This is a genomic window from Citrobacter sp. C5_2, assembly GCF_014596845.2.
Taxonomy (GTDB): domain Bacteria; phylum Pseudomonadota; class Gammaproteobacteria; order Enterobacterales; family Enterobacteriaceae; genus Citrobacter; species Citrobacter werkmanii.
Map to the genome: position 1 here is coordinate 4,584,387 of NZ_CP115032.1, position 22,945 is coordinate 4,607,331.

Sequence of the window (22,945 nt, forward strand, 5' to 3'; positions counted from 1 at the left end):
TTGGAGCGGGAAACGAGACTCGAACTCGCGACCCCGACCTTGGCAAGGTCGTGCTCTACCAACTGAGCTATTCCCGCATAATCTTCGTCTTTCGAACCGCTACTGCGTTGGCTGCCTTCACTCGCCTTAGCCACTTACTTCAGTAAGCTCCTGAGGACTCATTCAGTTGCCGCCTTGTCGCAATTCGAAATCCTGCGATTGGTGGTCTGTGCTTAATAAGCACTTTCAAATTTTGGAGCGGGAAACGAGACTCGAACTCGCGACCCCGACCTTGGCAAGGTCGTGCTCTACCAACTGAGCTATTCCCGCTTGGGTGCGTCTGTGCTTAATAAGCACTTTCAAATTTTGGAGCGGGAAACGAGACTCGAACTCGCGACCCCGACCTTGGCAAGGTCGTGCTCTACCAACTGAGCTATTCCCGCAAATCTGTACTGCTTTTGTTGCTGCCGTAACGCGTAATTCTCTGTCGTTACGGGAGGCGCATTATACGAGAAATCCGTTTAGCTGCAACCCCCCTAAAAGCGATTTTCTTGTTTTTTCGTTTAAGTGCTGAATTTATCGGCAAGTCGTTTAATTTAGCGACAATCCTGACTTAGTGCAAGCTCGCAGGAACGATTTTCGTAGGCCGGGTAAGGCGCAGCCGCCACCCGGCAATCCACAAAATCAAAGCTTAATAAAATGTTCGCGGTAGTAAGCCAGCTCAGCAACCGACTCACGAATATCATCCATCGCCTGATGCGTTCCCTGCTTGGTGAAGCCAGCAAGGATTTCCGGCTTCCAACGACGCGCCAGTTCCTTCAGCGTGCTGACGTCGAGATAGCGATAATGGAAATACGCTTCCAGCTCCGGCATGTATTTAAACAGGAAACGACGATCCTGACCGATGCTGTTGCCGCAGATAGGTGATTTTCCTGCCGGAACCCATTCTTGCAAAAAGGCCAGCGTGGCCAGTTCTGCTTCGCGATCGCCCATGGTGCTCGCCTTTACCCGTTCCACCAGCCCGCTACCGGTATGCGTACGTACGTTCCAGTCATCCATTAATGCCAGTTGTTCGTCAGACTGGTGCACCGCAATCGTCGGTCCTTCAGCCAGAATATTTAAGTTGGCATCCGTCACCAGTGTGGCGATCTCAATAATGCGATCGCGCTCGGGATCCAGACCAGTCATCTCCAGATCGATCCAAATCAGGTTGTTTTCATTGGCACTCATGCTATTTTCCACCCTTCAGCGTCACATTCAGTGTGACTATATTCATCTAAAATTGCGTGTATCATAAATGTTTTGCCCATCATGGGCGACCAGGAGCCAGTCCGATTGAGTAAGAATAAACTCTCCAAAGGCCAACAGCGCCGTGTGAACGCCAATCACCAGCGTCGTCTTAAAACGTCCGCGGAGAAGCCCGACTATGACGACAACCTGTTTGGCGAAACTGCTGAGGGCATCGTTATCAGCCGTTTTGGCATGCATGCCGACGTGGAGTCTGCTGACGGTGATATTCACCGCTGCAACATCCGCCGCACAATTCGTTCGCTGGTTACCGGCGATCGCGTAGTCTGGCGTCCAGGTAAAGCGGCAGCAGAAGGGGTAAATGTCAAAGGCATCGTTGAGGCGGTTCACGAACGTACCTCGGTGCTCACACGTCCTGACTTTTACGATGGGGTAAAACCCATTGCCGCCAATATCGATCAGATCGTTATTGTCTCAGCCATCTTACCCGAGCTGTCGCTTAATATTATCGACCGCTATCTGGTCGCCTGCGAAACGCTACACGTTGAACCGATTATCGTACTGAATAAGATCGATCTGCTGGATGCCGAAGGTATGGCCTTCGTTAACGAACAGATGGATATCTATCGCAACATTGGCTATCGCGTATTGATGGTATCAAGCCGCACGAAAGACGGTCTGAAACCGCTTGAAGAAGCGTTAACCGGTCGTATCAGCATTTTTGCCGGCCAGTCGGGTGTAGGTAAATCCAGCCTGCTCAATAACCTTCTCGGCCTGCAGGAAGCGATCCTGACCAACGATGTCTCCGACAACTCCGGTCTTGGGCAGCACACCACCACCGCTTCTCGCCTGTATCACTTCCCGCACGGCGGCGACGTTATCGACTCCCCTGGCGTACGCGAGTTCGGACTGTGGCATCTGGAACCGGAACAAATCACCCATGGCTTTGTCGAATTCCATGACTACCTGGGTCATTGCAAATATCGCGACTGCAAGCATGATGCCGATCCAGGCTGCGCTATCCGTGAGGCTGTAGAAAAAGGGGAAATAGCCGAAACTCGGTTTGAAAATTATCACCGCATCCTGGAAAGCATGGCGCAGGTAAAAACGCGTAAAAACTTTTCTGATACTGACAACTGACAACTGACAACTAAGCTAAGCATCGCTAGAATCGTCCCCTTTTTCAGGATCCGGCCCATATGCCGGATCGGGAACAAATTATGGCCTGGAGGCTACCTTGTTAAACTCATTTAAGCTTTCGCTACAATACATTCTGCCGAAACTATGGCTCACTCGCCTGGCGGGCTGGGGTGCGAGCAAACGAGCGGGATGGCTGACCAAACTGGTGATCGATCTGTTCGTGAAATATTACAAGGTCGATATGAAAGAGGCGCAAAAGCCGGATACCGCCAGCTATCGCACCTTTAACGACTTCTTTGTTCGTCCCCTGCGCGACGAGGCTCGTCCAGTCAATACCGATCCGAATGTACTGGTCATGCCTGCCGACGGCGTGATCAACCAGTTAGGTAACATCGAAGAAGACAAGCTGTTACAGGCCAAAGGGCACAGCTATACGCTTGAAGCGCTGCTGGCCGGCAACTACCAGATGGCGGACAAATTCCGCAACGGTACGTTTGTGACCACTTACTTATCACCACGCGATTACCACCGGGTACATATGCCATGTAACGGTATCCTGCGCGAAATGATGTACGTGCCAGGCGACCTCTTCTCTGTAAACATCCTGACAGCGCAAAACGTACCTAATCTGTTTGCCCGTAACGAACGCGTTATTTGCCTGTTTGATACCGAGTTTGGCCCAATGGTGCAAATTCTGGTCGGGGCGACTATCGTTGGCAGCATTGAAACCGTATGGGCTGGCACCATTACCCCACCGCGCGAAGGCGTAATTAAACGCTGGACCTGGCCTGAAGGCGAAAGCGAAGGGTCAGTGGCACTGCTGAAAGGTCAGGAAATGGGCCGCTTTAAGCTCGGTTCCACCGTCATCAACCTGTTCGCACCGGGCAAAGTTAACCTGGTTGAGCAATTGCAGGACCTTTCAGTCACGAAAATCGGTCAGCCAATGGCCATCTCAACCGAGACTTTCGTGACGCCAGAGGCAGAACCTGCCCCGCTGCCGAAAGAAGAGATCGAAGCAGAACACGACGCCAGCCCGCTGGTTGACGACAAAAAAGACGAAACTTAAACATAGGAATCGCTGCTGTGCGCCTGATTATCACTTTTCTGATGGCCTGGTGCCTCAGCCTGGGGGCGTACGCTGCGACGGCCCCCGACGCCAAACAACTCACCCAGGAACTGGAGCAGGCCAAGGCGGCGAAACCCGCTCAGCCAGAAACCGTCGAGGCTCTCCAGTCCGCGCTGAATGCCCTTGAGGAGCGGAAAGGCTCTCTCGAGCGCGCCGCGCAATACCAGCAGGTTATTGATAACTTCCCCAAGCTCTCCGCAACGCTACGCGCACAGCTTAGCAATCTGCGTGACGAACCGCGCAACGTACCAACCGGACTGACAACTGATGCGTTAAACCAGGAGATCCTCCAGGTCAGCAGTCAGTTGCTGGAAAAGAGTCGTCAGGCCCAGCAGGAGCAGGATCGCGCCCGGGAAATCGCCGACTCGTTAAGTCAGCTTCCTCAACAGCAAACCGATGCCCGCCGCCAACTAAATGAGCTTGAGCGGCGTATTGGTACCGCCAACGCCAATCCCGCGCAGAATCAGGCGATGCAGGCTGAGTCCGCCAAACTCAAAGCCCTGGTCGATGAACTGGAGCTGGCGCAGCTTTCCGCCAACAACCGTCAGGAACTGGCACGTATGCGCTCAGAACTGGCGGAAAAACAGAGCCAACAGCTCGACGCCTATCTGCAGGCATTACGTAATCAACTCAACAGTCAGCGGCAGCGTGAAGCTGAGCGAGCGCTGGAGAGTACCGAACTGCTGGCGGAAAACAGCGCGGGGCTGCCCGAAGGCATTGTTGACCAGTTCAAGGTAAACCGCGAACTGTCCCAGGCCTTAAACCAGCAGGCGCAGCGTATGGATCTGGTCGCGTCGCAACAGCGTCAGGCCACCAGCCAAACGCTGCAGGTGCGGCAGGCGTTGAATACGCTGCGCGAACAGTCCCAGTGGCTTGGGGTCTCGAATATGCTGGGGGAAGCGCTACGCGCGCAGGTATCTCGTCTGCCCGAAATGCCCAAACCTCAGCAGTTAGATACCGAAATGGCGCAGCTACGTGTGCATCGTATGCGCTATGAAGATCTCCTCAATAAACAGCCGCAACTACGCCAGATCCATCAGGCCGATGGGCAACCGCTGACCGCGGAACAGAGCAGCATCCTCAACGCCCAGTTGCGCACTCAGCGTGAATTGCTGAACTCTCTGTTACAGGGTGGCGATACGCTGATCCTTGAGCTGACCAAACTAAAAGTCTCCAATAGCCAACTGGAAGATGCGCTAAAAGAGGTCAACGAAGCGACGCACCGCTATCTGTTCTGGACGTCTGACGTCAGCCCTATCTCCCTCTCCTGGCCTGTCGACATTGTTCAGGATCTGCGGCGTCTGATCTCATTAGATACCTTTAATCAGTTAGGTAAAGCCAGCATCATGATGCTGACCAGCAAAGAAACGCTACTACCGCTGTTCGGTGCGTTGGTACTGGTTGGATTTAGCCTCTATTCTCGCAAACACTTTACCCGTTTTCTTGAACGCTCGTCCGCGCGGGTGGGTAAGGTGACCCAGGACCACTTCTGGCTGACGATACGTACGGTATTCTGGTCAATACTCGTCGCCTCGCCGCTACCGGTACTGTGGGCCACCCTGGGTTACGGTTTGCAGGAAGCCTGGCCTTATCCGTTGGCCGTCGCTATCGGCGATGGCGTAACTGCCACGGTGCCCATGCTATGGGCGGTGATGATTTGCGCCACCTTTGCACGCCCTAACGGTCTGTTCATTGCCCACTTTGGCTGGCCGCGTAATCGCGTCGCGAAGGCTATGCACTATTACCTGATGAGCATCGGACTGATTGTCCCGCTGATCATGGCGGTAATTATGTTTGATAACCTCAATGACCGGGAATTCTCCGCCTCATTGGGACGCTTGTGCTTTATCTTGATTTGCGGCGCACTGGCGGTCGTGACTCTGAGCCTGAAGCGCGCCGGAATACCGCTGTATCTCGATAAAGAGGGCAACAGCGATAACATGGTCAACAGCATGCTATGGAATATGCTGATGGGCGCGCCGCTGATTGCCATCCTCGCGGCCGCAGTGGGCTATCTCGCCACATCGCAAGCTTTGCTGGCGCGTCTGGAAACGTCCGTGGCTATCTGGTTCTTGTTACTGGTGGTGTATCACGTCATCCGCCGCTGGATGCTGATCCAACGCCGCCGTCTGGCGTTCGACCGCGCCAAGCATCGACGCGCCGAAATGCTGGCGCAGCGCGCGCGGGGTGAAGAAGAACCGCCGCACTCCACCAGTCTTGAAGGCGCGATTGACGTTGATGAAAGCGAAGTGGATCTGGACGCGATCAGCGCGCAATCGCTGCGTCTGGTGCGCTCTATTTTGATGCTTATCGCCCTGCTTTCAGTCATTGTGCTGTGGTCGGAAATTCATTCCGCATTTGGCTTCCTGGAAAACATCTCGTTGTGGGATGTCACCTCTACGGTGCAAGGCGTGGAAAGCTTAGAGCCGATCACGCTGGGCGCGGTGCTCATCGCGATACTGGTATTTATCATCACCACCCAGTTAGTGCGCAACCTCCCCGCGTTGCTGGAGCTGGCGCTGCTGCAACATCTGGATTTAACCCCCGGCACCGGTTACGCCATTACCACCATTACCAAGTATTTGCTGATGCTGATTGGCGGTCTGGTTGGCTTCTCGATGATCGGCATTGAGTGGTCCAAACTGCAATGGCTGGTGGCTGCTCTCGGTGTTGGTCTGGGCTTTGGTTTGCAGGAAATCTTCGCCAACTTTATTTCCGGCCTGATTATCCTGTTTGAGAAACCGATTCGCATTGGCGACACGGTGACCATTCGCGATCTTACCGGTAGCGTGACGAAGATTAACACTCGCGCCACCACCATCAGCGACTGGGACCGCAAAGAGATCATCGTGCCCAATAAGGCCTTTATCACCGAGCAGTTTATCAACTGGTCGTTATCAGATTCGGTCACCCGTGTGGTGTTAACTATCCCGGCGCCGTCAGAGGCTAACAGCGAGGAGGTCACGCAGATTTTGCTGACTGCCGCGCAGCGCTGTTCGCTGGTTATCGATAACCCGGCACCAGAAGTCTTTCTGGTAGATCTGCAGCAGGGGATTCAAATCTTCGAACTGCGTATTTATGCCGCAGAGATGGGACACCGTATGCCGCTGCGTCATGAGATCCACCAGCTGATTCTGGCAGGCTTCCGCGAACACGGTATTGATATGCCATTCCCGCCGTTCCAGATGCGTCTGGAGAGCCTTGGCGGTAAACAAACGGGAAGAACGTTAAGTTCTGCGGGCAGAGCCAGCCGCCCGGCAGGAAGTTTGTAGCGCATGATTCAGGCAAGACATGCCGGATGGCGACCCGTTGGGTCTTATCCGGCCTACGAAAATGCTTCTTTGTAGGCCGGATACGCCAGGACGGTTACTCCACCGCCCACTCAGGTTCGTTGGCCATGCGACGGCTATAGTTCTGATAAATCGCCATCGCCAGCAGCGAGAAGAAGATCGGGCCGCCGGTCATCCACAATGCGCTGTTCCAGTCCCCGGCTTCAATCACCGGCTGGATGATGGTGAACACGTTGGCAAACGTCACCACCAATACCACCACGCCGGTTGTCAGTAACGTCGCCGCCCGCGTTTTAAAAATCACAAACGGCCTTTCCAGATCCGTACGCGCTTTAAAGAATGGGAAAGCCAGCGCAAGGAACAGATACGGCAGCGTCATTGAGACGTTCGCCATCAGGGTCAGTTTGTTATAAAACGCTGAAGCCGTGTCGCCGCCAAACGAAACCAGCAGGATAAACAGGCTCACCAGTAAACACTGCAACCACATTGCCGTCGTCGGCATCCCCACCGCATTCAGCCTGGTCATCGGCGCGGGCCACAATGCCTTCGGCGTTCCCTGAATAATCGCTTTCAGCGGCGAGTAGCTGAGCGTGAAAAAGGCGCCCGTATAGGCGAGGAACATAGAAAGGCCGGTGATACGCGCGAACCATACGCCCAACGCCATCGCGCTTTCCGGGGAAAGGTGCAGCGCATTACCCAACGTCATCCCGAGGCTTTTCATCAGGATATAAGTAATGTTGCCGAGGTTGACCGAGCCATCACTTAATACCTGTTGCCAGTTGGTGCTAACGCCCCATAAAAATATCGCCAGTGAATAACCGACAGAAATGACAATAGCGGCAAAGACAATCCCTTTCGCGAAGTTCTTTTCTGGCTTTTCTGTTTTATCTACCAGTCCGCCCACGGCCTCAATTCCGCCGTAAGCAAAAATAGCAAACACAACAAATGACAACATTGCCAGACCGGACTGATATCCCGGATTAGGCGAGGAGATAAAATTAATATCCTGCGCAAAGTGGCCACCCGTTAATAACAAAATAGCGACACTCACTAACAACAAAACTAAATTAAGACACATTACGGCAATTCCACCTACAGCCGTAATACGGGCAATCTTATTAATCCCCCGTGAGGCCACGCAGGTCACCAGAATCATCCAGCCGACGGCGAGCAGCCCGACAACCTGCGTAGGCTCAAGCCCGGCAAAACGCCAGTGCTGCGTCATGTCTGCGCCAAATAAGAAGGTCGAAAAAGGTACCCAGACCTTTGCCGCCGTGCTGACCATCCATATCACATAGGAAGAAAACCACATAAACGTGCCGATAAACGCATAACGTGGCCCAACGCTATTATTCATCCACGAATAGATTCCCCCCTCTTCTTTCCGATAGGCGGAACCCATTTCCGCCATCATTAAAGCAAATGGAATAAAAAATAATAATGCGGAAAATATATACCATGGAATCGCGCTGTACCCCATTAAATAGAACGCGGAGGGGCTGTTAGCAAAACCAAAAACAGACGTAAATATCATAAGGATGAGACCAATCAGACTCATCTTTTTTATTGTTTGGGTCATTAAACCATCCCTTACTCTGGCAAGCGTTTCACAAACGCCGCTCACCGATTGGCGCTGCTCTCATTGCGGAGTTCAGCGATAAAAAATTAACACAGAATTGATACCTGAAAGATATCAAACATCCAGATGTAAATTGTGGCTATTAGAGGGTAAATGAAAAAATATGCTACAAAGTGGCTGTTTATCCGCCACTTTGTATGGAGAGAGCGTAAATTACGCGCGATCGACGGTAAATGCGATAACCTCAGCCAGGCTTTCTGCGCCCAGCGCCAGCATCACCAGACGGTCAACGCCGAGCGCCACGCCAGAGCAATCCGGCATGCCCACTTTTAACGCTTCAAGCAGGTTGGTATCGATAGGTTGCTGTGGCAGGCCACGCGCGGCACGTTTGCGGTTATCCTGTTCAAACCGTTGCTGCTGCTCGCGCGCGTCGGTCAACTCATGGAAACCATTCGCCAGCTCAATACCTTTGTAATACACCTCGAAACGCTCAGCCACGCGGTGATCTTCGGTACTGATTTGCGCCAATGATGCCTGGCTGGCGGGGAAATGATACACAAACGTCGGTTTGTCTTTGCCGATATGCGGCTCAACGCCCATCGTGAACAGCAGTTGCAGCAACGTATCCCGATCTTCTTCAGTATCGGCGATATTGCTGAGATCCAGCTTAGCCGCCACTTCCCGCAGTTGGGTTTTGTCTGCAGACAGTGGATCTATCTCCAGATGGCGCTGGAAGGCCTGCTGATAAGAAAGGCTTTCCGCTGGAGAGCAGTCCAGCACTTGCTGGAGCAAATCATCCACTTCATTCATCAGGCGATACATATCGTAGTGGGGACGATACCATTCGAGCATGGTGAACTCAGGGTTATGATGACGTCCCATCTCTTCATTGCGAAAGCTGCGGCACAGTTGATATACCGGGCCACATCCTGCCACCAGCAGGCGCTTCATGTGATATTCCGGACTGGTCATTAAATAGAGATTCATTCCCTGGGAATGTCCAGGGCCGACGAAACGTGTTTCGAACGGGAACAGATGGATGTCCGTTACCGTTGCCTGACTCATACAAGGGGTCTCAACCTCAAGCACGCCACGATCGGCAAAAAAGCGGCGAATCTCCGCTATAATTGCTGCACGTTTTAACAGATTGGGGATGGACGCGCTCGGCTGCCAGGTTGCCGTTTCGCTCATGGTTGTTTCTCCGATTTAAGACAAGGGCACGAAGTCTACTCGTATCGCGCTAACGAGACAAATTTCCCGCGGTAGTAATCAGCACTGGCAATCAGGTAAAAAAAGCGACATTGGGTGGTTTAGTAATTAAATTAATCAAATTCAATGATAATTCCCCCCTTTGACACGCTAAAAAAATCGAACACGTCAAATTTCCCGCACATCCCTAAGACTATACTATTGTACCTATAAAGGAGCAGTGGAAACGCGTTCATAACCTGTTTGAAGCCGATGAAGCATCTGAGTTCAGGCGGGGATGAAATAACAACAATCTGGAGGAATGTCGTGCAAACCTTTCAAGCCGATCTTGCCATTATAGGCGCCGGTGGCGCGGGATTACGTGCTGCAATTGCTGCCGCACAAGCAAATCCCAACGCTAAAATCGCACTGATCTCAAAAGTGTACCCAATGCGCAGCCATACCGTTGCTGCCGAAGGCGGCTCTGCTGCTGTCGCGCAGGATCATGACAGCTTTGACTACCATTTTCACGATACGGTAGCAGGCGGAGACTGGCTATGTGAGCAGGATGTCGTGGATTACTTTGTCCACCACTGCCCAACTGAAATGACGCAACTCGAACAATGGGGCTGCCCATGGAGCCGTCGTGAAGACGGTAGCGTCAACGTACGTCGCTTCGGCGGCATGAAAATCGAGCGTACCTGGTTTGCCGCGGATAAAACCGGCTTCCACATGCTGCATACGCTGTTCCAAACGTCTTTGCAGTTCCCACAGATTCAGCGCTTTGACGAACACTTCGTTCTCGATATCCTGGTTGACGATGGTCATGCTCGCGGCGTCGTCGCGATGAACATGATGGAAGGCACGCTGGTGCAGATCCGTGCTAACGCAGTGGTAATGGCAACGGGCGGCGCAGGTCGCGTTTACCGTTACAACACCAACGGCGGCATCGTAACCGGCGACGGTATGGGCATGGCGCTGAGCCACGGCGTTCCGCTGCGTGATATGGAATTCGTTCAGTATCACCCGACGGGTCTGCCAGGCTCCGGTATCCTGATGACTGAAGGCTGCCGTGGTGAAGGCGGTATTCTGGTCAACAAAAATGGCTACCGTTATCTGCAAGACTACGGCATGGGTCCGGAAACCCCACTGGGCGAGCCGAAAAACAAATATATGGAACTCGGTCCGCGCGACAAAGTTTCTCAGGCTTTCTGGCACGAATGGCGCAAAGGCAACACCATTTCCACTCCGCGTGGCGATGTGGTTCACCTCGACCTGCGTCACCTCGGCGAGAAAAAACTGCTCGAACGTTTACCGTTCATCTGCGAACTGGCGAAAGCCTACGTGGGTGTCGATCCGGTTAAAGAACCGATCCCGGTACGTCCGACCGCGCACTACACCATGGGCGGTATCGAAACCGATCAGCACTGTGAAACCCGCATTAAAGGTCTGTTCGCTGTCGGCGAATGTTCCTCTGTTGGTCTGCATGGCGCTAACCGTCTGGGCTCTAACTCCCTGGCGGAACTGGTGGTCTTCGGTCGTATGGCCGGCGAACAGGCTGCGGAACGTGCTGCAACGGCTGGCGCTGCAAACAGTGCCGCGCTTGATGCACAGGTTGCCGGTATTGAAAAACGTCTGAAAGATCTGGTTAACCAGGAAGGTAACGAAAACTGGTCTAAGATCCGTGACGAAATGGGGATCTCCATGGAAGAAGGTTGCGGTATCTACCGTACGCCGGAACTCATGCAGAAAACCGTTGATAAGCTGGCTGAGCTGCAGGAGCGCTTCAAGCGCGTGCGTATCACTGATACCTCCAGCGTCTTCAACACCGACCTGCTGTACACCATCGAACTGGGTCACGGTCTGAACGTTGCTGAATGTATGGCGCACTCCGCTCTGGCGCGTAAAGAATCCCGCGGCGCGCATCAGCGTCTGGATGAAGGCTGCACCGAGCGTGACGACGTGAACTTCCTCAAACACACCCTCGCCTTCCGCGATGCTGACGGCACGACTCGCCTGGAATACAGCGACGTGAAAATCACCACTCTGCCACCGGCTAAACGTGTTTACGGTGGCGAAGCGGAAGCAGCCGATAAGAAGGAGAAGGCGAATGGCTGAGATGAAAAACCTGAAAGTTGAGGTGGTGCGCTATAACCCGGAAACCGATACCGCGCCGCACAGTGCTTTCTACGAAGTTCCTTACGATGAAACCACGTCTCTGCTCGATGCGTTGGGCTACATCAAGGATAACCTGGCGCCAGACCTGAGCTATCGCTGGTCCTGCCGTATGGCAATCTGCGGCTCCTGCGGCATGATGGTCAACAACGTGCCGAAGCTGGCGTGCAAAACCTTCCTGCGTGATTACACCAACGGTATGAAGGTTGAAGCGCTGGGCAACTTCCCGATTGAGCGCGATCTGGTCGTCGATATGACGCACTTTATCGAAAGCCTGGAAGCGATCAAACCGTACATCATCGGTAACCCGCGTACACCGGATCAGGGTCCAAACACCCAGACTCCGGCGCAGATGGCGAAGTATCATCAGTTCTCCGGTTGCATCAACTGTGGTCTGTGCTACGCCGCGTGCCCGCAGTTCGGCCTGAACCCTGAGTTCATTGGACCGGCTGCGATTACGCTGGCGCATCGTTACAACGAAGATAGCCGCGACCACGGTAAGAAAGAGCGTATGGCTCAATTGAATAGCCCGAACGGCGTCTGGAGTTGTACTTTCGTGGGCTACTGCTCCGAAGTCTGCCCGAAACACGTCGATCCGGCTGCGGCCATTCAGCAGGGTAAAGTTGAAAGTTCAAAAGACTTTCTTATCGCAACCCTGAAACCACGCTAAGGAGTGCAACATGACGACTAAACGCAACGCCTATGTGCGGCCAATGACGTCCACCTGGTGGAAGAAACTGCCGTTTTATCGCTTTTACATGCTGCGTGAAGGCACAGCCGTTCCGGCTGTCTGGTTCAGTATTGAACTGATCTTCGGCCTGTTTGCGCTTAAGCACGGTGTGGAATCCTGGGCTGGCTTTGTCGGGTTCCTGCAGAACCCGGTGGTGGTGATCCTTAACATCATCGCCCTGGCAGCCGCGCTGCTGCATACCAAGACCTGGTTTGAACTGGCGCCGAAAGCGGCCAACATCATCGTAAAAGACGAAAAAATGGGGCCAGAGCCAATCATCAAAGGGCTTTGGGCGGTTACTGTGGTTGCGACAGTAGTAATACTGTTTGTTGCCCTGTTCTGGTAAGGAGTCCGGAATGATTAATCCAAATCCAAAACGCTCTGACGAACCCGTATTCTGGGGCCTGTTTGGTGCAGGCGGTATGTGGAGCGCAATCATTGCGCCGGTGATGATTCTGCTGGTAGGCATTATGCTGCCGCTGGGCTTTGTTCCTGATGCCTTCAGCTATGAACGCGTCCTGGCATTCGCTCAGAGCTTTATCGGTCGCGCATTCCTGTTCCTGATGATCGTCCTGCCGCTGTGGTGCGGTTTACACCGTATGCATCACGCGATGCATGACCTGAAAATCCACGTGCCTGCTGGCAAATGGGTATTCTACGGACTGGCAGCTATCCTGACCGTTGTAACGGCCATTGGTATCCTGACCATCTAATTGCATGCGTTAACTATCAGGCCCGCCATTGGCGGGCCTTTTTATTTGTGCAGAGCCCCAGCCAACCAACGGGAAAACTCACGCATTGCAGATGTCTCCGGTCGGGATTGCAAACGCGTTATCCAATAGCTCCCCAGATCAATCTGCGTTAGAAACGGTTGAACGATACGTTCACTACCAAGCAGATGAGTGAACATTCTTACCGGGGCAATCGCCACCCCGATCCCCGCCTGCGCGGCCTCCAGCATTGTGACGGACGAATCAAACACCACCACGTTGTGCGTCGGTGACGGAGGCGCTTCTCCGGCGGCCTGCATCCAAAGCGTCCACTCATCTCGCCGATAAGAGCGTAATAACGGGAATTTCAGGAGGTCTGCAGGTACCTTGATCTGTGCGGCTAATTCTGGCGAGCAAAGCGGGGACATCAGCGCGCTACACAAATATTGTGCATCGGTATCGTGCCAGGCACCTCCTCCGTAGCGAATGGTATAGTCCAGTCCCTCGGCGGCGGGATCCACGCGGTTATTGTGGGTGGAAATATGCAAATCAATATGCGGATAACTACGCTTAAAGTCGCTGAGCAGGGGAAAAAGACAACCGACCGCAAAGGTCCCCACCACTCCGATTTTAAGTTTTTCCTGGGTTTTTTTAGTAGCAAAACGATCCAGCATCTCCGCCATACGATCGAAAGAATCATTAAGTACAGGTAACAGACTTTCCCCTTCTGTCGTCAGCATTAACCCACGGGAGCCGCGCACAAACAGCTGACAATTTAGCTGCTGTTCCAGCGCTTTGACATGCTGGCTGATGGCAGAATGCGTCACGTTGAGCTCAATCGCAGCGCGGGTAAAGCTAAGGTGTCTGGCCGCGGCTTCAAAAGCTCGCAGTGAGTTAAGAGGAATATAGCTACGCGTCATCATCCGGCCTGTTAGAAAAACTTATATCTGCTGCTAAATTTAACCGTTTGTCAACACACTGCAAATCAAACAAACTGATTGCGTCTGACGGGCCCGGACACCCTTTCGCTTTTTATTACGGAACTGATTTCATGATGAAAAAATCGTTATGCTGCGCGTTGCTGCTGACAGCCTCTTTCTCCACGTTTGCCGCCGCAAAAACAGAACAACAGATTGCAGATATCGTAAACCGTACCATCACACCGCTGATGCAAGAACAGGCTATTCCGGGTATGGCCGTGGCAATTATCTACCAGGGAAAACCCTATTACTTTACCTGGGGGAAAGCCGATATCGCCAATGACCGCCCCGTCACCCGGCAAACGCTGTTTGAGCTTGGATCGGTAAGTAAGACGTTTAACGGTGTGCTGGGCGGCGATGCTATCGCCCGTGGTGAAATTAAGCTCAGCGATCCGGTCACCCAATACTGGCCCGAATTAACTGGCAAACAATGGCAGGGTATCAGCCTGCTGAACCTGGCCACCTATACGGCGGGTGGTCTGCCGCTTCAGGTACCTGACGACGTTACAGATAAAGCGGCATTACTGCGCTTTTATCAAAACTGGCAGCCGCAATGGGCCCCGGGCGCTAAACGCCTGTATGCTAACTCCAGTATTGGTCTGTTTGGCGCACTGGCGGTGAAACCTTCAGGAATGGGCTATGAAGAGGCGATGACCAAACGCGTCCTGCAACCATTAAAACTGGCGCATACCTGGATTACGGTTCCACAGAGCGAACAAAAGGATTATGCCTGGGGTTATCGCGAAGGGAAGCCCGTGCACGTATCTCCGGGTCAGCTTGATGCCGAAGCCTACGGGGTGAAATCCAGCCTTGTCGATATGACTCGCTGGATTCAGGCCAACATGGACGCCAGCCAGGTGCAGGAGAAAACGCTCCGACAGGGAATTGAAATTGCGCAGGCTCGTTACTGGCATATTGGCGATATGTACCAGGGATTAGGTTGGGAGATGCTGAACTGGCCGGTGAATGCCGACTCGATAATCAACGGTAGCGACAGTAAAGTCGCGTTAGCGGCGCTTCCCGCCGTTGAGGTCAATCCGCCCGCCCCTGCAGTGAAAGCCTCATGGGTGCACAAAACCGGCTCCACTGGCGGATTTGGCAGCTACGTTGCGTTCGTTCCGGAAAAAAATCTCGGCATCGTGATGCTGGCAAACAAAAGCTACCCAAACCCTGCTCGCGTCGAGGCCGCCTGGCGCATTCTTGAAAAATTGCAGTAACTGACGATGAGGTCCGCTATAGCGGACCTCGTTTCTTCCTCTTCTTTTCCTGCTGTCATCTACACTTAACAAAAAACAGTAAGGAAAATCTTATGCGCATTCTGCCCGTCGTTGCTGCAGTTACCGCTGCATTTCTGGTTGTCGCCTGCAGTTCCCCTACACCGCCAAAGGGCGTTACCGTTGTGAATAACTTTGACGCCAAACGCTATCTTGGTACCTGGTATGAAATTGCACGTTTAGACCATCGCTTCGAACGTGGACTGGAAAAAGTGACCGCAACGTATAGCTTGCGCGACGACGGCGGTATCAACGTGATCAATAAGGGCTATAACCCGGACAGAGGGATGTGGCAAAAAACGGAGGGTAAAGCCTATTTTACCGGCGACCCAAATCGGGCGGCGCTCAAGGTGTCATTCTTCGGCCCCTTCTATGGTGGGTATAACGTGATTGCGCTCGACCGGGAATATCGCCACGCGCTGGTGTGTGGTCCGGATCGCGATTACCTGTGGATCCTTTCACGGACCCCCACCATTTCAGATGAAATGAAGCAGCAAATGTTGGCTATCGCGACCCGGGAAGGGTTTGACGTCAATAAACTGATTTGGGTGAAACAGCCTGGTGCTTAGTGAGTGCTCAGCTTCAGACCAATAATGCCAGCCACAATCAGCCCCAGACTCAGCAAACGCGCCGGGCTGGCAGATTCACCCAACAGCAGAATCCCGGTAATGGCCGCCCCGACGGCGCCAATACCGGTCCAGACGGCATAGGCGGTCCCAACTGGCAAGGTGCGCATCGCCCAGGAGAGCATGGCGATACTGACGATCATCGCGACAATGGTGATAATGCTTGGCGTCAGACGAGTGAAGCCGTGGGTGTATTTCAGGCCAATCGCCCAAACAACTTCGAGCAAACCGGCAATTAATAAAATGATCCAGGACATATCAGGCTCCAGAACAATGGGGCCGTCCCCGGTGAAAGAAGCGTTTGCAGGTCGTCCTGCAAAGCTGGTGTGTGAAATGGCATTTTTGCCCGACAGAAAATGAATTTCAACCTTTTTATTCACCGTCTGTTAAAAGCAAGAATTAAGCATAATTAGCGGCGTAGTTCCCGCATTTGGCACTCATCGGAGTTCTCTATGATGAAGGGCTTTCTGAAATCAGAAAGTCGATTGCCCCTCTTCTGAATGCGAAAAGTTTATGCTTAAAATTTTAGTGATTGACCGATGCCACTTTACCCGCACAGGGATTGAGGCCTTGCTTAATCATTCTGGCAGGTTCAGCTCCTCATTTCTGGTATCAGGAATTAATAATCTTCTGTTGGCAAAAGAGCATATTTTGCAGTGGAAACCGCATCTGGTCATTGCGGATTTATACAGTTTTATTAGCGAGGCGCATTCCACTCCGCCAGTTAAGCCCTTTTTCATGAGCTGTGGCGTCATCCCTTTGATTTTACTGCAATCAGCGGACAGACAGCACACATCCGTCCCGACTTCTCAAGCCATCGCCCATTCGGTATTAACCAAACACACCTCGCTAAACGCACTCATACACACGATTCAGGAAGCGCTACAAGATCGCCCCACATTAGCATTAGCCGAAAACCCGACGCCACTGCTGACGCCGCAGGAGGAGAAAGTATTGTCAATGTGGATGGATGGCGTGAGCAACAATGCGATAGCCGCCACGCTCAGCATTCATGGCAAAACGGTGTATACCTATAAACGAAATATTCGTATGAAGCTTCATCTGGGGAACCGCTTCTCACCGTTTCTCTCGCTCCCGCATAAGGAGAGTTAACGGTACGACCCGGCGTCGTACCGTTGAGCGTTATTGCTGAGCTTTTGTCGCTGCACCAGAAATAGCGTTACCACCGTCAGAAATATCCTCCCCTACGCCTCGCGTGGTATTACACGCGGTTAATACGGAAGAAAGTACCAACACAGAAAAGATCGCAGCAATTGTCTTCTTAATCATAACGTCTTCCTTTTCTAGCCAATATTGTTTGTGTATAGCTACTTAATAATAGACAAGATCCGGAAGTGTGATGGATAAACAATCGTTTTTCAGATTATGTGAGAAGTTTAACTGGCGGCGTGAGAGATTGAATTGCCGAGGTGTTTGATGTCTTCACCGAAGCCGCGCGCGGTATTACAGCCCGCCAGTAGGGTGCTGGTGAAAAGGATTAGCATTACAAGACTGAGAAGACGTTTCATCATTCCTGCCCTGGAAAAAGTATGGCGCAGCAACCTGCGCCACAAGATCAAATAAGTGTTTTATTTTACGCGGGAAACGTATTCGCCTGAGCGAGTATCCACTTTGATCACTTCGCCGATCTGTACGAACAGCGGAACTTTAACGACTGCGCCGGTAGACAGAGTAGCCGGTTTGCCGCCAGTACCAGCGGTATCGCCTTTCAGACCTGGGTCGGTTTCAATAACTTCCAGCTCAACGAAGTTCGGCGGAGTCACGGAGATCGGCTGACCGTTCCACAGGGTCACGATGCATTCAGCCTGGTCCAGCAGCCATTTAGCGTTATCGCCTACCGCTTTCTCGTCTGCAGCCAGCTGTTCGAAAGTGGTGTTGTTCATGAAGTGCCAGAATTCACCGTCGCTATACAAGAAGGTCAGGTTCATGTCGGCTACATCTGCGCCTTCGGCAGAGTCGGTAGACTTGAAGGTTTTCTCTACGCGAGTACCGGTCAGCAGGCGACGCAGCTTAACGCGCGCAAACGCCTGGCCTTTACCTGGTTTAACGAATTCGCTGGCTTCAACCGCATACGGTTCGCCGTCCAACATGATTTTAAGACCAGCACGAAAATCGTTGCTATAGTACGTTGCCATAAGGCCCTCTGAAAATTGTTAACTGGTAGCTAAGCCACAAAATGGCGCATATTGTAACCCTAAATACCCCATCCAGAGAAGATTGGTTATCGCAACTTGCCGATGTTGTGACCGATCCCGATGAACTTCTGCATCTTTTGAATATAGACGCAGATGAAAAACTGTTGGCCGGACGCGACGCGAGACGACTTTTCGCCCTGCGCGTACCACGCGCGTTTATTGCGCGTATGGAGAAAGGCAATCCGAACGATCCGCTTCTGCGTCAGGTACTTACCGCCGAGGAAGAGTTTGTTGCGGCGCCAGGCTACTCGACCGATCCGCTGGAGGAACAACACAGTGTGGTTCCTGGCCTGCTGCATAAATATCGCAACCGGGCGCTGCTGCTGGTCAAAGGCGGCTGCGCGGTAAATTGTCGTTATTGCTTCCGCCGACACTTCCCGTACGCCGAAAATCAGGGCAACAAGCGCAACTGGCAGGTCGCTCTGGACTACATTACTGCCCATCCTGAGTTAGATGAGGTAATCTTCTCCGGCGGCGATCCGTTGATGGCCAAGGATCACGAACTGGACTGGCTGCTCACGCAACTGGAAACCATTCCACACATTAAGCGTCTGCGCATTCACAGCCGTTTACCGATTGTGATCCCTGCGCGCATTACCGAAGGGCTGACCGAGCGTTTTGCTCACTCTTCATTGCAAATTCTGCTGGTCAATCATATTAACCATGCCAATGAAGTTGATGAGACGTTTCGTCAGGCGATGCTCAGACTGCGCAAAGCAGGCGTCACGCTACTCAATCAAAGCGTATTGCTACGGGGTGTTAACGATAACGCCCAAACCCTGGCCGACCTTAGTAACGCACTGTTTGATGCGGGTGTTATGCCCTATTACCTGCACGTACTGGATAAAGTGCAGGGTGCCGCCCACTTTATGGTCAGCGACGACGAAGCACGTCAGATTGTGCGTGAACTGCTGACGCTGGTTTCCGGTTATATGGTCCCTAAACTGGCGCGAGAAATTGGCGGAGAACCCAGTAAAACGCCGTTGGATCTGCAATTACGCCAGCAATAATGCTTATTGAGTGTCCGATTATGGACACTCACTACCAATCCCGAGTATTTAATATCCTTGCAGGTGGAGTCGCACTTTTAATATGTGCTATTTTAACTGGTACTGTGCAACAACTCATTTGCAAAATTTATAAATTAATACAAATATAAATTCCCAATAAATATATGGTTAGGGAGAACCCTGAATGGCTATTAGTATTAAGGGTATTAATACCGGTGTTATTCGTCAGAAGAATGAATTTATTGCTCTGGCACTCAAAATCAAAGAACCAAGAAATAAAGAGTCGCTGTTTTTTCTCTCACCGTTGGGGCTAAGAGATCTGCTTATCGCTCTGGAGAGCAGACTCCATGCGAAGCACCAGCTTAGCGAAGAAGCGCGTTTGCGATATGAAAAAGAACGCGACAAAGCCAGTAAAAAGATGCACGAGAATATCCCTTTAATTCAGGAAGATGAGTTAAAAAATGCGGATATAAACCGTCGCATCAATTCTCTGGTGTTAGTGGATGATAAAGGAGAAAGCTTAGCATTTTCTCTGACACTGCATAACGGACAAACCCACGAATTACTGATTAATGAACTGCAGATCCAGGTATTAGCCTATGCAATCATTCATGCAATAAAAAATGCTGGCATGCAGGAATTAGCGCTAAGAATGACATCGCTGCTGGATTTCCTGCCGCTGTACGATGTTGACTGCCAGCAAAACGATAATCTTGAATATGATTCATATACACAACCAGAATGGAAACATAACCTGTTTAACCATTACCTGGCGATTATCTACCGCTATAAGGATGAAAAGGGTAAAGCTCAATTCTGTGGCTCAGTAGTGAAAACTCGCGCCCTTTCCGGCAGTAAAGAAGCTGAGGCCATTACCCGACGCCTTCTGGACTTCAGCCCACGACTGAAAAAACTTGCCGGTGTCCCGTGCCAGGTGTTTGTCAAAACGTTGACGGCAGATAAAACCCAAAAGCTCAATCAGGATCAGTGTTTGCGCGCGCTACATCATTTACGCGTTCAGTCTGCGCATAAAGCTCAGAATGCCTGATGGCGCTGCGCTTATCAGGCCTACGATCATTTATACCGTAGGCCGGATAAGACGCTTTAGCGTCGCCATCCGGCATCAACAGCTTTTATCAATTTGGGCACTTATAAACCTGACCATTCATCTCACTGGCGGTAGGAACAAAACTGGACAGCATTCCCTGTGATGGGCTGCTGACGCCATAAATTACGTTACCCCCCATTGCTGCGGCCTGGTTACGCAGATCGTTCGCTGCGCCACGCATAGACCCACCCTCTTCGCCATGCTGACCAGAAAGCCAGTTGCTCTGCGTACCGGTTGCAGTGCCAATCAGCTGGCACTCTGCGCCTGGCTTGTCTTCGACAAAGCGTACGTTTTGTCCGGCTGAACTCAGTTCGTTGCTGGAGCTACAACCCGCCATCAGTAGCGCGGCACCAACGATCCCTGCTAAATATTTCACGTGCATGTCATTCCCCATAATCAATTAGTTGGACGTTATGTCCGTAGCTGAATCATATACTAAAAAGATGACCAAAAGAAAAACCCCCAGACATTTCTGCCCGGGGGTTTTCAATTCTGAGAGGTTCAGAACAACATGATTACATCATGCCGCCCATTCCACCCATGCCGCCCATACCACCAGCAGCACCTAAGTCAGGCGCATCGCCTTTCGGCAGATCGGTAACCATGCACTCGGTGGTGATCATCAGACCCGCAACAGAAGCTGCGTACTGCAGAGCAGAACGCGTTACTTTGGTTGGATCCAGAATACCCATGTCGATCATGTTGCCGTATTCTTCAGTTGCAGCGTTGTAACCGTAGTTACCGTCACCCGCTTTCACGGTGTTAGCCACTACAGACGGCTCTTCGCCGCAGTTCAGAACGATTTGACGCAGCGGAGCTTCCATTGCGCGCAGCGCAACTTTGATACCGACGTTCTGGTCTTCGTTCTGACCTTTCAGGCCGGCAATTTTGGACGCTACGCGAATCAGCGCAACACCGCCACCAGCAACCACGCCTTCTTCTACCGCAGCACGGGTTGCGTGCAGGGCATCTTCAACGCGGGCTTTCTTCTCTTTCATTTCAACTTCAGTCGCAGCACCAACTTTGATTACCGCAACGCCGCCTGCCAGTTTCGCTACGCGCTCCTGCAGTTTTTCACGGTCGTAGTCTGAAGTAGCTTCTTCGATCTGCTGACGAATCTGAGTCACGCGACCCTGGATTGCCGCTTCATCACCCACGCCATCAATGATGGTGGTGGTGTCTTTGTTGATAACAACGCGTTTTGCCTGACCCAGATCTTCCAGAGTGGCTTTTTCCAGTTCCATACCGATCTCTTCAGAGATAACGGTACCACCGGTCAGGGTAGCGATATCCTGCAGCATCGCTTTACGACGATCGCCGAAGCCAGGTGCTTTAACAGCAGCCACTTTCACGATACCGCGCATGGTGTTAACAACCAGAGTTGCCAGCGCTTCGCCTTCAACATCTTCTGCGATGATCAGCAGCGGTTTGCCTGCTTTCGCGACAGCTTCCAGAACCGGCAGCATTTCGCGGATGTTGGAGATTTTCTTATCAGCCAGCAGGATGAACGGGCTTTCCAGTTCAACAGCGCCAGTTTCCGGCTTGTTGATGAAGTAAGGAGACAGGTAGCCACGGTCGAACTGCATACCTTCAACCACGTCCAGTTCGTCCTGCAGACCGGTACCGTCTTCAACGGTGATCACGCCTTCTTTACCGACTTTGTCCATCGCTTCTGCGATCAGTTTACCTACGGTTTCGTCGGAGTTAGCGGAGATGGTACCAACCTGAGCGATTGCTTTAGAGTCAGAGCACGGTACGGACAGCGCTTTCAGTTCTTCAACGGCAGCAGCGACAGCTTTGTCGATACCACGTTTCAGATCCATTGGGTTCATACCCGCAGCAACAGCTTTCAGACCTTCAGTAATGATGGACTGAGCCAGTACGGTTGCGGTGGTGGTACCGTCGCCTGCAGCGTCATTCGCTTTAGAGGCAACTTCTTTCACCATCTGCGCACCCATGTTTTCGAACTTGTCTTCCAGTTCGATTTCACGTGCTACGGAAACACCATCTTTAGTGATGGTCGGTGCACCGAAAGATTTATCCAGAACTACGTTACGGCCTTTTGGACCGAGGGTAACTTTCACTGCATCTGCCAGTACGTTTACGCCGCGCAGCATTTTCACACGAGCGTCGTTACCGAATTTTACGTCTTTAGCTGCCATTTTCTCTTTCCCTTAAATTCGTATGTTCAGTGTCGTTCGCGGATTAGGCTTCAACAATTGCCAGGATGTCACTTTCAGACATGATCAACACTTCTTCATTGTCGATCTTCTCAGATTTAACACCGTAGCCATCGTTGAAAATAACGATATCGCCGACTTTCACGTCCAGCGGCTGTACGGTACCGTTGTCCAGGATGCGACCCTTACCGACAGCGATGATTTCGCCACGAGTTGATTTACCTGCTGCAGAACCGGTCAGTACGATGCCGCCAGCAGATTTGGATTCAACTTCTTTACGTTTGACGATCACACGATCATGTAACGGACGAATACTCATTGATAGCTCTCCTTTGAGAAAGTCTTTATCAGTTATGGGTGACGCCGGCCCGTAAACGGTTTCCCGG

General features: G+C 52.1%; 23 protein-coding genes and 3 tRNA genes. 12 read left to right on the top strand and 14 right to left on the bottom strand.

The annotated features are described in order from the left end of the window. Position 1: 1 nt before the first annotated feature. From ICA20_RS22285 to orn, 4 genes are all read right to left on the bottom strand, one after another. Positions 2-77, bottom strand: a tRNA-Gly gene (locus ICA20_RS22285). Between the two features lie 156 nt (positions 78-233). Then, positions 234-309, bottom strand: a tRNA-Gly gene (locus ICA20_RS22290). Positions 310-346: 37 nt separating this feature from the next. Continuing rightward, positions 347-422 (bottom strand) — tRNA-Gly (locus ICA20_RS22295). A gap of 241 nt (positions 423-663) precedes the next feature. Next, on the bottom strand, positions 664-1,209 hold the full coding sequence (orn, locus tag ICA20_RS22300) for an oligoribonuclease (RefSeq protein ID WP_006686300.1): 546 nt from the start codon (positions 1,207-1,209) through the stop codon (positions 664-666). Between the two features lie 105 nt (positions 1,210-1,314). Between orn and rsgA the strand changes: the two genes are divergently transcribed. The 3 genes from rsgA (at position 1,315) to mscM (ending at position 6,765) form a co-directional block, all read left to right on the top strand. Continuing rightward, positions 1,315-2,367 carry a small ribosomal subunit biogenesis GTPase RsgA gene (gene rsgA / locus ICA20_RS22305; protein WP_170973222.1) on the top strand — a complete coding sequence of 351 codons (1,053 nt, stop codon included), beginning with the start codon at positions 1,315-1,317 and terminating at the stop codon, positions 2,365-2,367. Between the two features lie 97 nt (positions 2,368-2,464). After that, the gene (gene asd, locus ICA20_RS22310; protein WP_038636505.1) at positions 2,465-3,433 is read left to right on the top strand and encodes an archaetidylserine decarboxylase; all 969 of its coding nucleotides are present in this window, start codon (positions 2,465-2,467) and stop codon (positions 3,431-3,433) included. A gap of 17 nt (positions 3,434-3,450) precedes the next feature. Then, complete coding sequence (gene mscM / locus ICA20_RS22315) at positions 3,451-6,765, top strand: miniconductance mechanosensitive channel MscM (RefSeq protein ID WP_038636503.1); 3,315 nt, start codon at positions 3,451-3,453, stop codon at positions 6,763-6,765. Positions 6,766-6,859: 94 nt separating this feature from the next. On the opposite strand, the gene yjeM is transcribed toward mscM, so the two are convergent. Together yjeM and epmA are read right to left on the bottom strand one after the other, a co-directional pair. Next, positions 6,860-8,362 (bottom strand): glutamate/gamma-aminobutyrate family transporter YjeM, encoded by a 1,503-nt coding sequence (gene yjeM / locus ICA20_RS22320; protein ID WP_038636500.1) that lies wholly within the window; start codon positions 8,360-8,362, stop codon positions 6,860-6,862. Between the two features lie 213 nt (positions 8,363-8,575). Continuing rightward, the gene (epmA, locus tag ICA20_RS22325; RefSeq protein WP_003830517.1) at positions 8,576-9,553 is read right to left on the bottom strand and encodes an elongation factor P--(R)-beta-lysine ligase; all 978 of its coding nucleotides are present in this window, start codon (positions 9,551-9,553) and stop codon (positions 8,576-8,578) included. 324 nt (positions 9,554-9,877) lie between these two features. On the opposite strand from epmA, the gene frdA reads away from it, so the two are divergent. From frdA to frdD, 4 genes are read left to right on the top strand one after another with little or no spacing between them, the layout of a single operon-like run. After that, positions 9,878-11,668, top strand: a complete 1,791-nt coding sequence (frdA, locus tag ICA20_RS22330) for a fumarate reductase (quinol) flavoprotein subunit (RefSeq protein WP_038636496.1) — start codon at positions 9,878-9,880, stop codon at positions 11,666-11,668. Further along, positions 11,661-12,395, top strand: a complete 735-nt coding sequence (frdB, locus tag ICA20_RS22335; protein WP_006686291.1) for a fumarate reductase iron-sulfur protein — start codon at positions 11,661-11,663, stop codon at positions 12,393-12,395. The genes frdA and frdB overlap by 8 nt, the downstream gene beginning before the upstream one ends. 10 nt (positions 12,396-12,405) lie before the next feature. Further along, positions 12,406-12,801, top strand: coding sequence for a fumarate reductase subunit FrdC (gene frdC / locus ICA20_RS22340; protein ID WP_006686290.1), 396 nt, complete (start codon positions 12,406-12,408; stop codon positions 12,799-12,801). 10 nt (positions 12,802-12,811) lie between these two features. Beyond that, entirely contained in the window at positions 12,812-13,168 is a 357-nt protein-coding gene (frdD, locus tag ICA20_RS22345) for a fumarate reductase subunit FrdD (protein WP_003025535.1), read from the top strand. Positions 13,169-13,209: 41 nt separating this feature from the next. On the opposite strand, the gene ampR is transcribed toward frdD, so the two are convergent. Continuing rightward, positions 13,210-14,085 carry a LysR family transcriptional regulator AmpR gene (gene ampR, locus ICA20_RS22350; protein ID WP_038636493.1) on the bottom strand — a complete coding sequence of 292 codons (876 nt, stop codon included), beginning with the start codon at positions 14,083-14,085 and terminating at the stop codon, positions 13,210-13,212. A gap of 131 nt (positions 14,086-14,216) precedes the next feature. Between ampR and blaCMY the strand changes: the two genes are divergently transcribed. Both blaCMY and ICA20_RS22360 read left to right on the top strand, forming a co-directional pair. Then, complete coding sequence (gene blaCMY / locus ICA20_RS22355) at positions 14,217-15,362, top strand: CMY-2 family class C beta-lactamase (protein ID WP_038636490.1); 1,146 nt, start codon at positions 14,217-14,219, stop codon at positions 15,360-15,362. A gap of 92 nt (positions 15,363-15,454) precedes the next feature. Further along, positions 15,455-15,988, top strand: a complete 534-nt coding sequence (locus tag ICA20_RS22360) for a lipocalin family protein (protein ID WP_038636486.1) — start codon at positions 15,455-15,457, stop codon at positions 15,986-15,988. On the opposite strand, the gene sugE is transcribed toward ICA20_RS22360, so the two are convergent. After that, positions 15,985-16,302 carry a quaternary ammonium compound efflux SMR transporter SugE gene (sugE, locus tag ICA20_RS22365; RefSeq protein WP_038642963.1) on the bottom strand — a complete coding sequence of 106 codons (318 nt, stop codon included), beginning with the start codon at positions 16,300-16,302 and terminating at the stop codon, positions 15,985-15,987. The two genes, ICA20_RS22360 and sugE, sit on opposite strands and share 4 nt — an antisense overlap. Positions 16,303-16,558: 256 nt before the next feature. Here sugE and ICA20_RS22370 point away from each other — a divergent pair, with 256 nt between their 5' ends. Continuing rightward, positions 16,559-17,158: a LuxR C-terminal-related transcriptional regulator gene (locus ICA20_RS22370; protein WP_038636483.1), complete on the top strand. Its 600-nt coding sequence runs from the start codon at positions 16,559-16,561 to the stop codon at positions 17,156-17,158. Between the two features lie 30 nt (positions 17,159-17,188). On the opposite strand, the gene ecnB is transcribed toward ICA20_RS22370, so the two are convergent. The 3 genes from ecnB to efp form a co-directional block, all read right to left on the bottom strand. Further along, complete coding sequence (ecnB, locus tag ICA20_RS22375) at positions 17,189-17,335, bottom strand: lipoprotein toxin entericidin B (protein WP_032940256.1); 147 nt, start codon at positions 17,333-17,335, stop codon at positions 17,189-17,191. 107 nt (positions 17,336-17,442) lie between these two features. Beyond that, the gene (gene ecnA / locus ICA20_RS22380) at positions 17,443-17,577 is read right to left on the bottom strand and encodes a lipoprotein antitoxin entericidin A (protein ID WP_016151394.1); all 135 of its coding nucleotides are present in this window, start codon (positions 17,575-17,577) and stop codon (positions 17,443-17,445) included. A gap of 57 nt (positions 17,578-17,634) precedes the next feature. Further along, positions 17,635-18,201, bottom strand: a complete 567-nt coding sequence (efp, locus tag ICA20_RS22385) for an elongation factor P (RefSeq protein WP_006686282.1) — start codon at positions 18,199-18,201, stop codon at positions 17,635-17,637. A gap of 41 nt (positions 18,202-18,242) precedes the next feature. On the opposite strand from efp, the gene epmB reads away from it, so the two are divergent. Next, the gene (epmB, locus tag ICA20_RS22390; protein ID WP_038636478.1) at positions 18,243-19,271 is read left to right on the top strand and encodes an EF-P beta-lysylation protein EpmB; all 1,029 of its coding nucleotides are present in this window, start codon (positions 18,243-18,245) and stop codon (positions 19,269-19,271) included. 184 nt (positions 19,272-19,455) lie between these two features. After that, on the top strand, positions 19,456-20,319 hold the full coding sequence (yjeJ, locus tag ICA20_RS22395) for a YjeJ family protein (RefSeq protein WP_038636476.1): 864 nt from the start codon (positions 19,456-19,458) through the stop codon (positions 20,317-20,319). Positions 20,320-20,407: 88 nt separating this feature from the next. On the opposite strand, the gene ICA20_RS22400 is transcribed toward yjeJ, so the two are convergent. The 3 genes from ICA20_RS22400 to ICA20_RS22410 form a co-directional block, all read right to left on the bottom strand. Then, entirely contained in the window at positions 20,408-20,761 is a 354-nt protein-coding gene (locus ICA20_RS22400; RefSeq protein WP_038636474.1) for a DUF4156 domain-containing protein, read from the bottom strand. Positions 20,762-20,894: 133 nt separating this feature from the next. After that, a complete protein-coding gene (gene groL, locus ICA20_RS22405; protein ID WP_006686275.1) occupies positions 20,895-22,541 on the bottom strand; it encodes a chaperonin GroEL in 1,647 nt (548 codons plus the stop codon). A 43-nt stretch (positions 22,542-22,584) separates the two neighbouring features. Beyond that, positions 22,585-22,878: a co-chaperone GroES gene (locus tag ICA20_RS22410; protein ID WP_000027827.1), complete on the bottom strand. Its 294-nt coding sequence runs from the start codon at positions 22,876-22,878 to the stop codon at positions 22,585-22,587. Positions 22,879-22,945 lie beyond the last annotated feature (67 nt).

Coding starts and splice junctions, on each gene's coding strand:
- orn (WP_006686300.1), bottom strand. CDS start 1,209: ATGAGTGCCAATGAAAACAACCTGATTTGGATCGATCTGGAGATGACT.
- yjeM (WP_038636500.1), bottom strand. CDS start 8,362: ATGACCCAAACAATAAAAAAGATGAGTCTGATTGGTCTCATCCTTATG.
- epmA (WP_003830517.1), bottom strand. CDS start 9,553: ATGAGCGAAACGGCAACCTGGCAGCCGAGCGCGTCCATCCCCAATCTG.
- frdB (WP_006686291.1), top strand. CDS start 11,661: ATGGCTGAGATGAAAAACCTGAAAGTTGAGGTGGTGCGCTATAACCCG.
- frdC (WP_006686290.1), top strand. CDS start 12,406: ATGACGACTAAACGCAACGCCTATGTGCGGCCAATGACGTCCACCTGG.
- frdD (WP_003025535.1), top strand. CDS start 12,812: ATGATTAATCCAAATCCAAAACGCTCTGACGAACCCGTATTCTGGGGC.
- ampR (WP_038636493.1), bottom strand. CDS start 14,085: ATGACGCGTAGCTATATTCCTCTTAACTCACTGCGAGCTTTTGAAGCC.
- blaCMY (WP_038636490.1), top strand. CDS start 14,217: ATGATGAAAAAATCGTTATGCTGCGCGTTGCTGCTGACAGCCTCTTTC.
- ICA20_RS22360 (WP_038636486.1), top strand. CDS start 15,455: ATGCGCATTCTGCCCGTCGTTGCTGCAGTTACCGCTGCATTTCTGGTT.
- sugE (WP_038642963.1), bottom strand. CDS start 16,302: ATGTCCTGGATCATTTTATTAATTGCCGGTTTGCTCGAAGTTGTTTGG.
- ICA20_RS22370 (WP_038636483.1), top strand. CDS start 16,559: ATGCTTAAAATTTTAGTGATTGACCGATGCCACTTTACCCGCACAGGG.
- ecnB (WP_032940256.1), bottom strand. CDS start 17,335: ATGATTAAGAAGACAATTGCTGCGATCTTTTCTGTGTTGGTACTTTCT.
- ecnA (WP_016151394.1), bottom strand. CDS start 17,577: ATGATGAAACGTCTTCTCAGTCTTGTAATGCTAATCCTTTTCACCAGC.
- efp (WP_006686282.1), bottom strand. CDS start 18,201: ATGGCAACGTACTATAGCAACGATTTTCGTGCTGGTCTTAAAATCATG.
- epmB (WP_038636478.1), top strand. CDS start 18,243: ATGGCGCATATTGTAACCCTAAATACCCCATCCAGAGAAGATTGGTTA.
- yjeJ (WP_038636476.1), top strand. CDS start 19,456: ATGGCTATTAGTATTAAGGGTATTAATACCGGTGTTATTCGTCAGAAG.
- ICA20_RS22400 (WP_038636474.1), bottom strand. CDS start 20,761: ATGCACGTGAAATATTTAGCAGGGATCGTTGGTGCCGCGCTACTGATG.
- groL (WP_006686275.1), bottom strand. CDS start 22,541: ATGGCAGCTAAAGACGTAAAATTCGGTAACGACGCTCGTGTGAAAATG.
- ICA20_RS22410 (WP_000027827.1), bottom strand. CDS start 22,878: ATGAGTATTCGTCCGTTACATGATCGTGTGATCGTCAAACGTAAAGAA.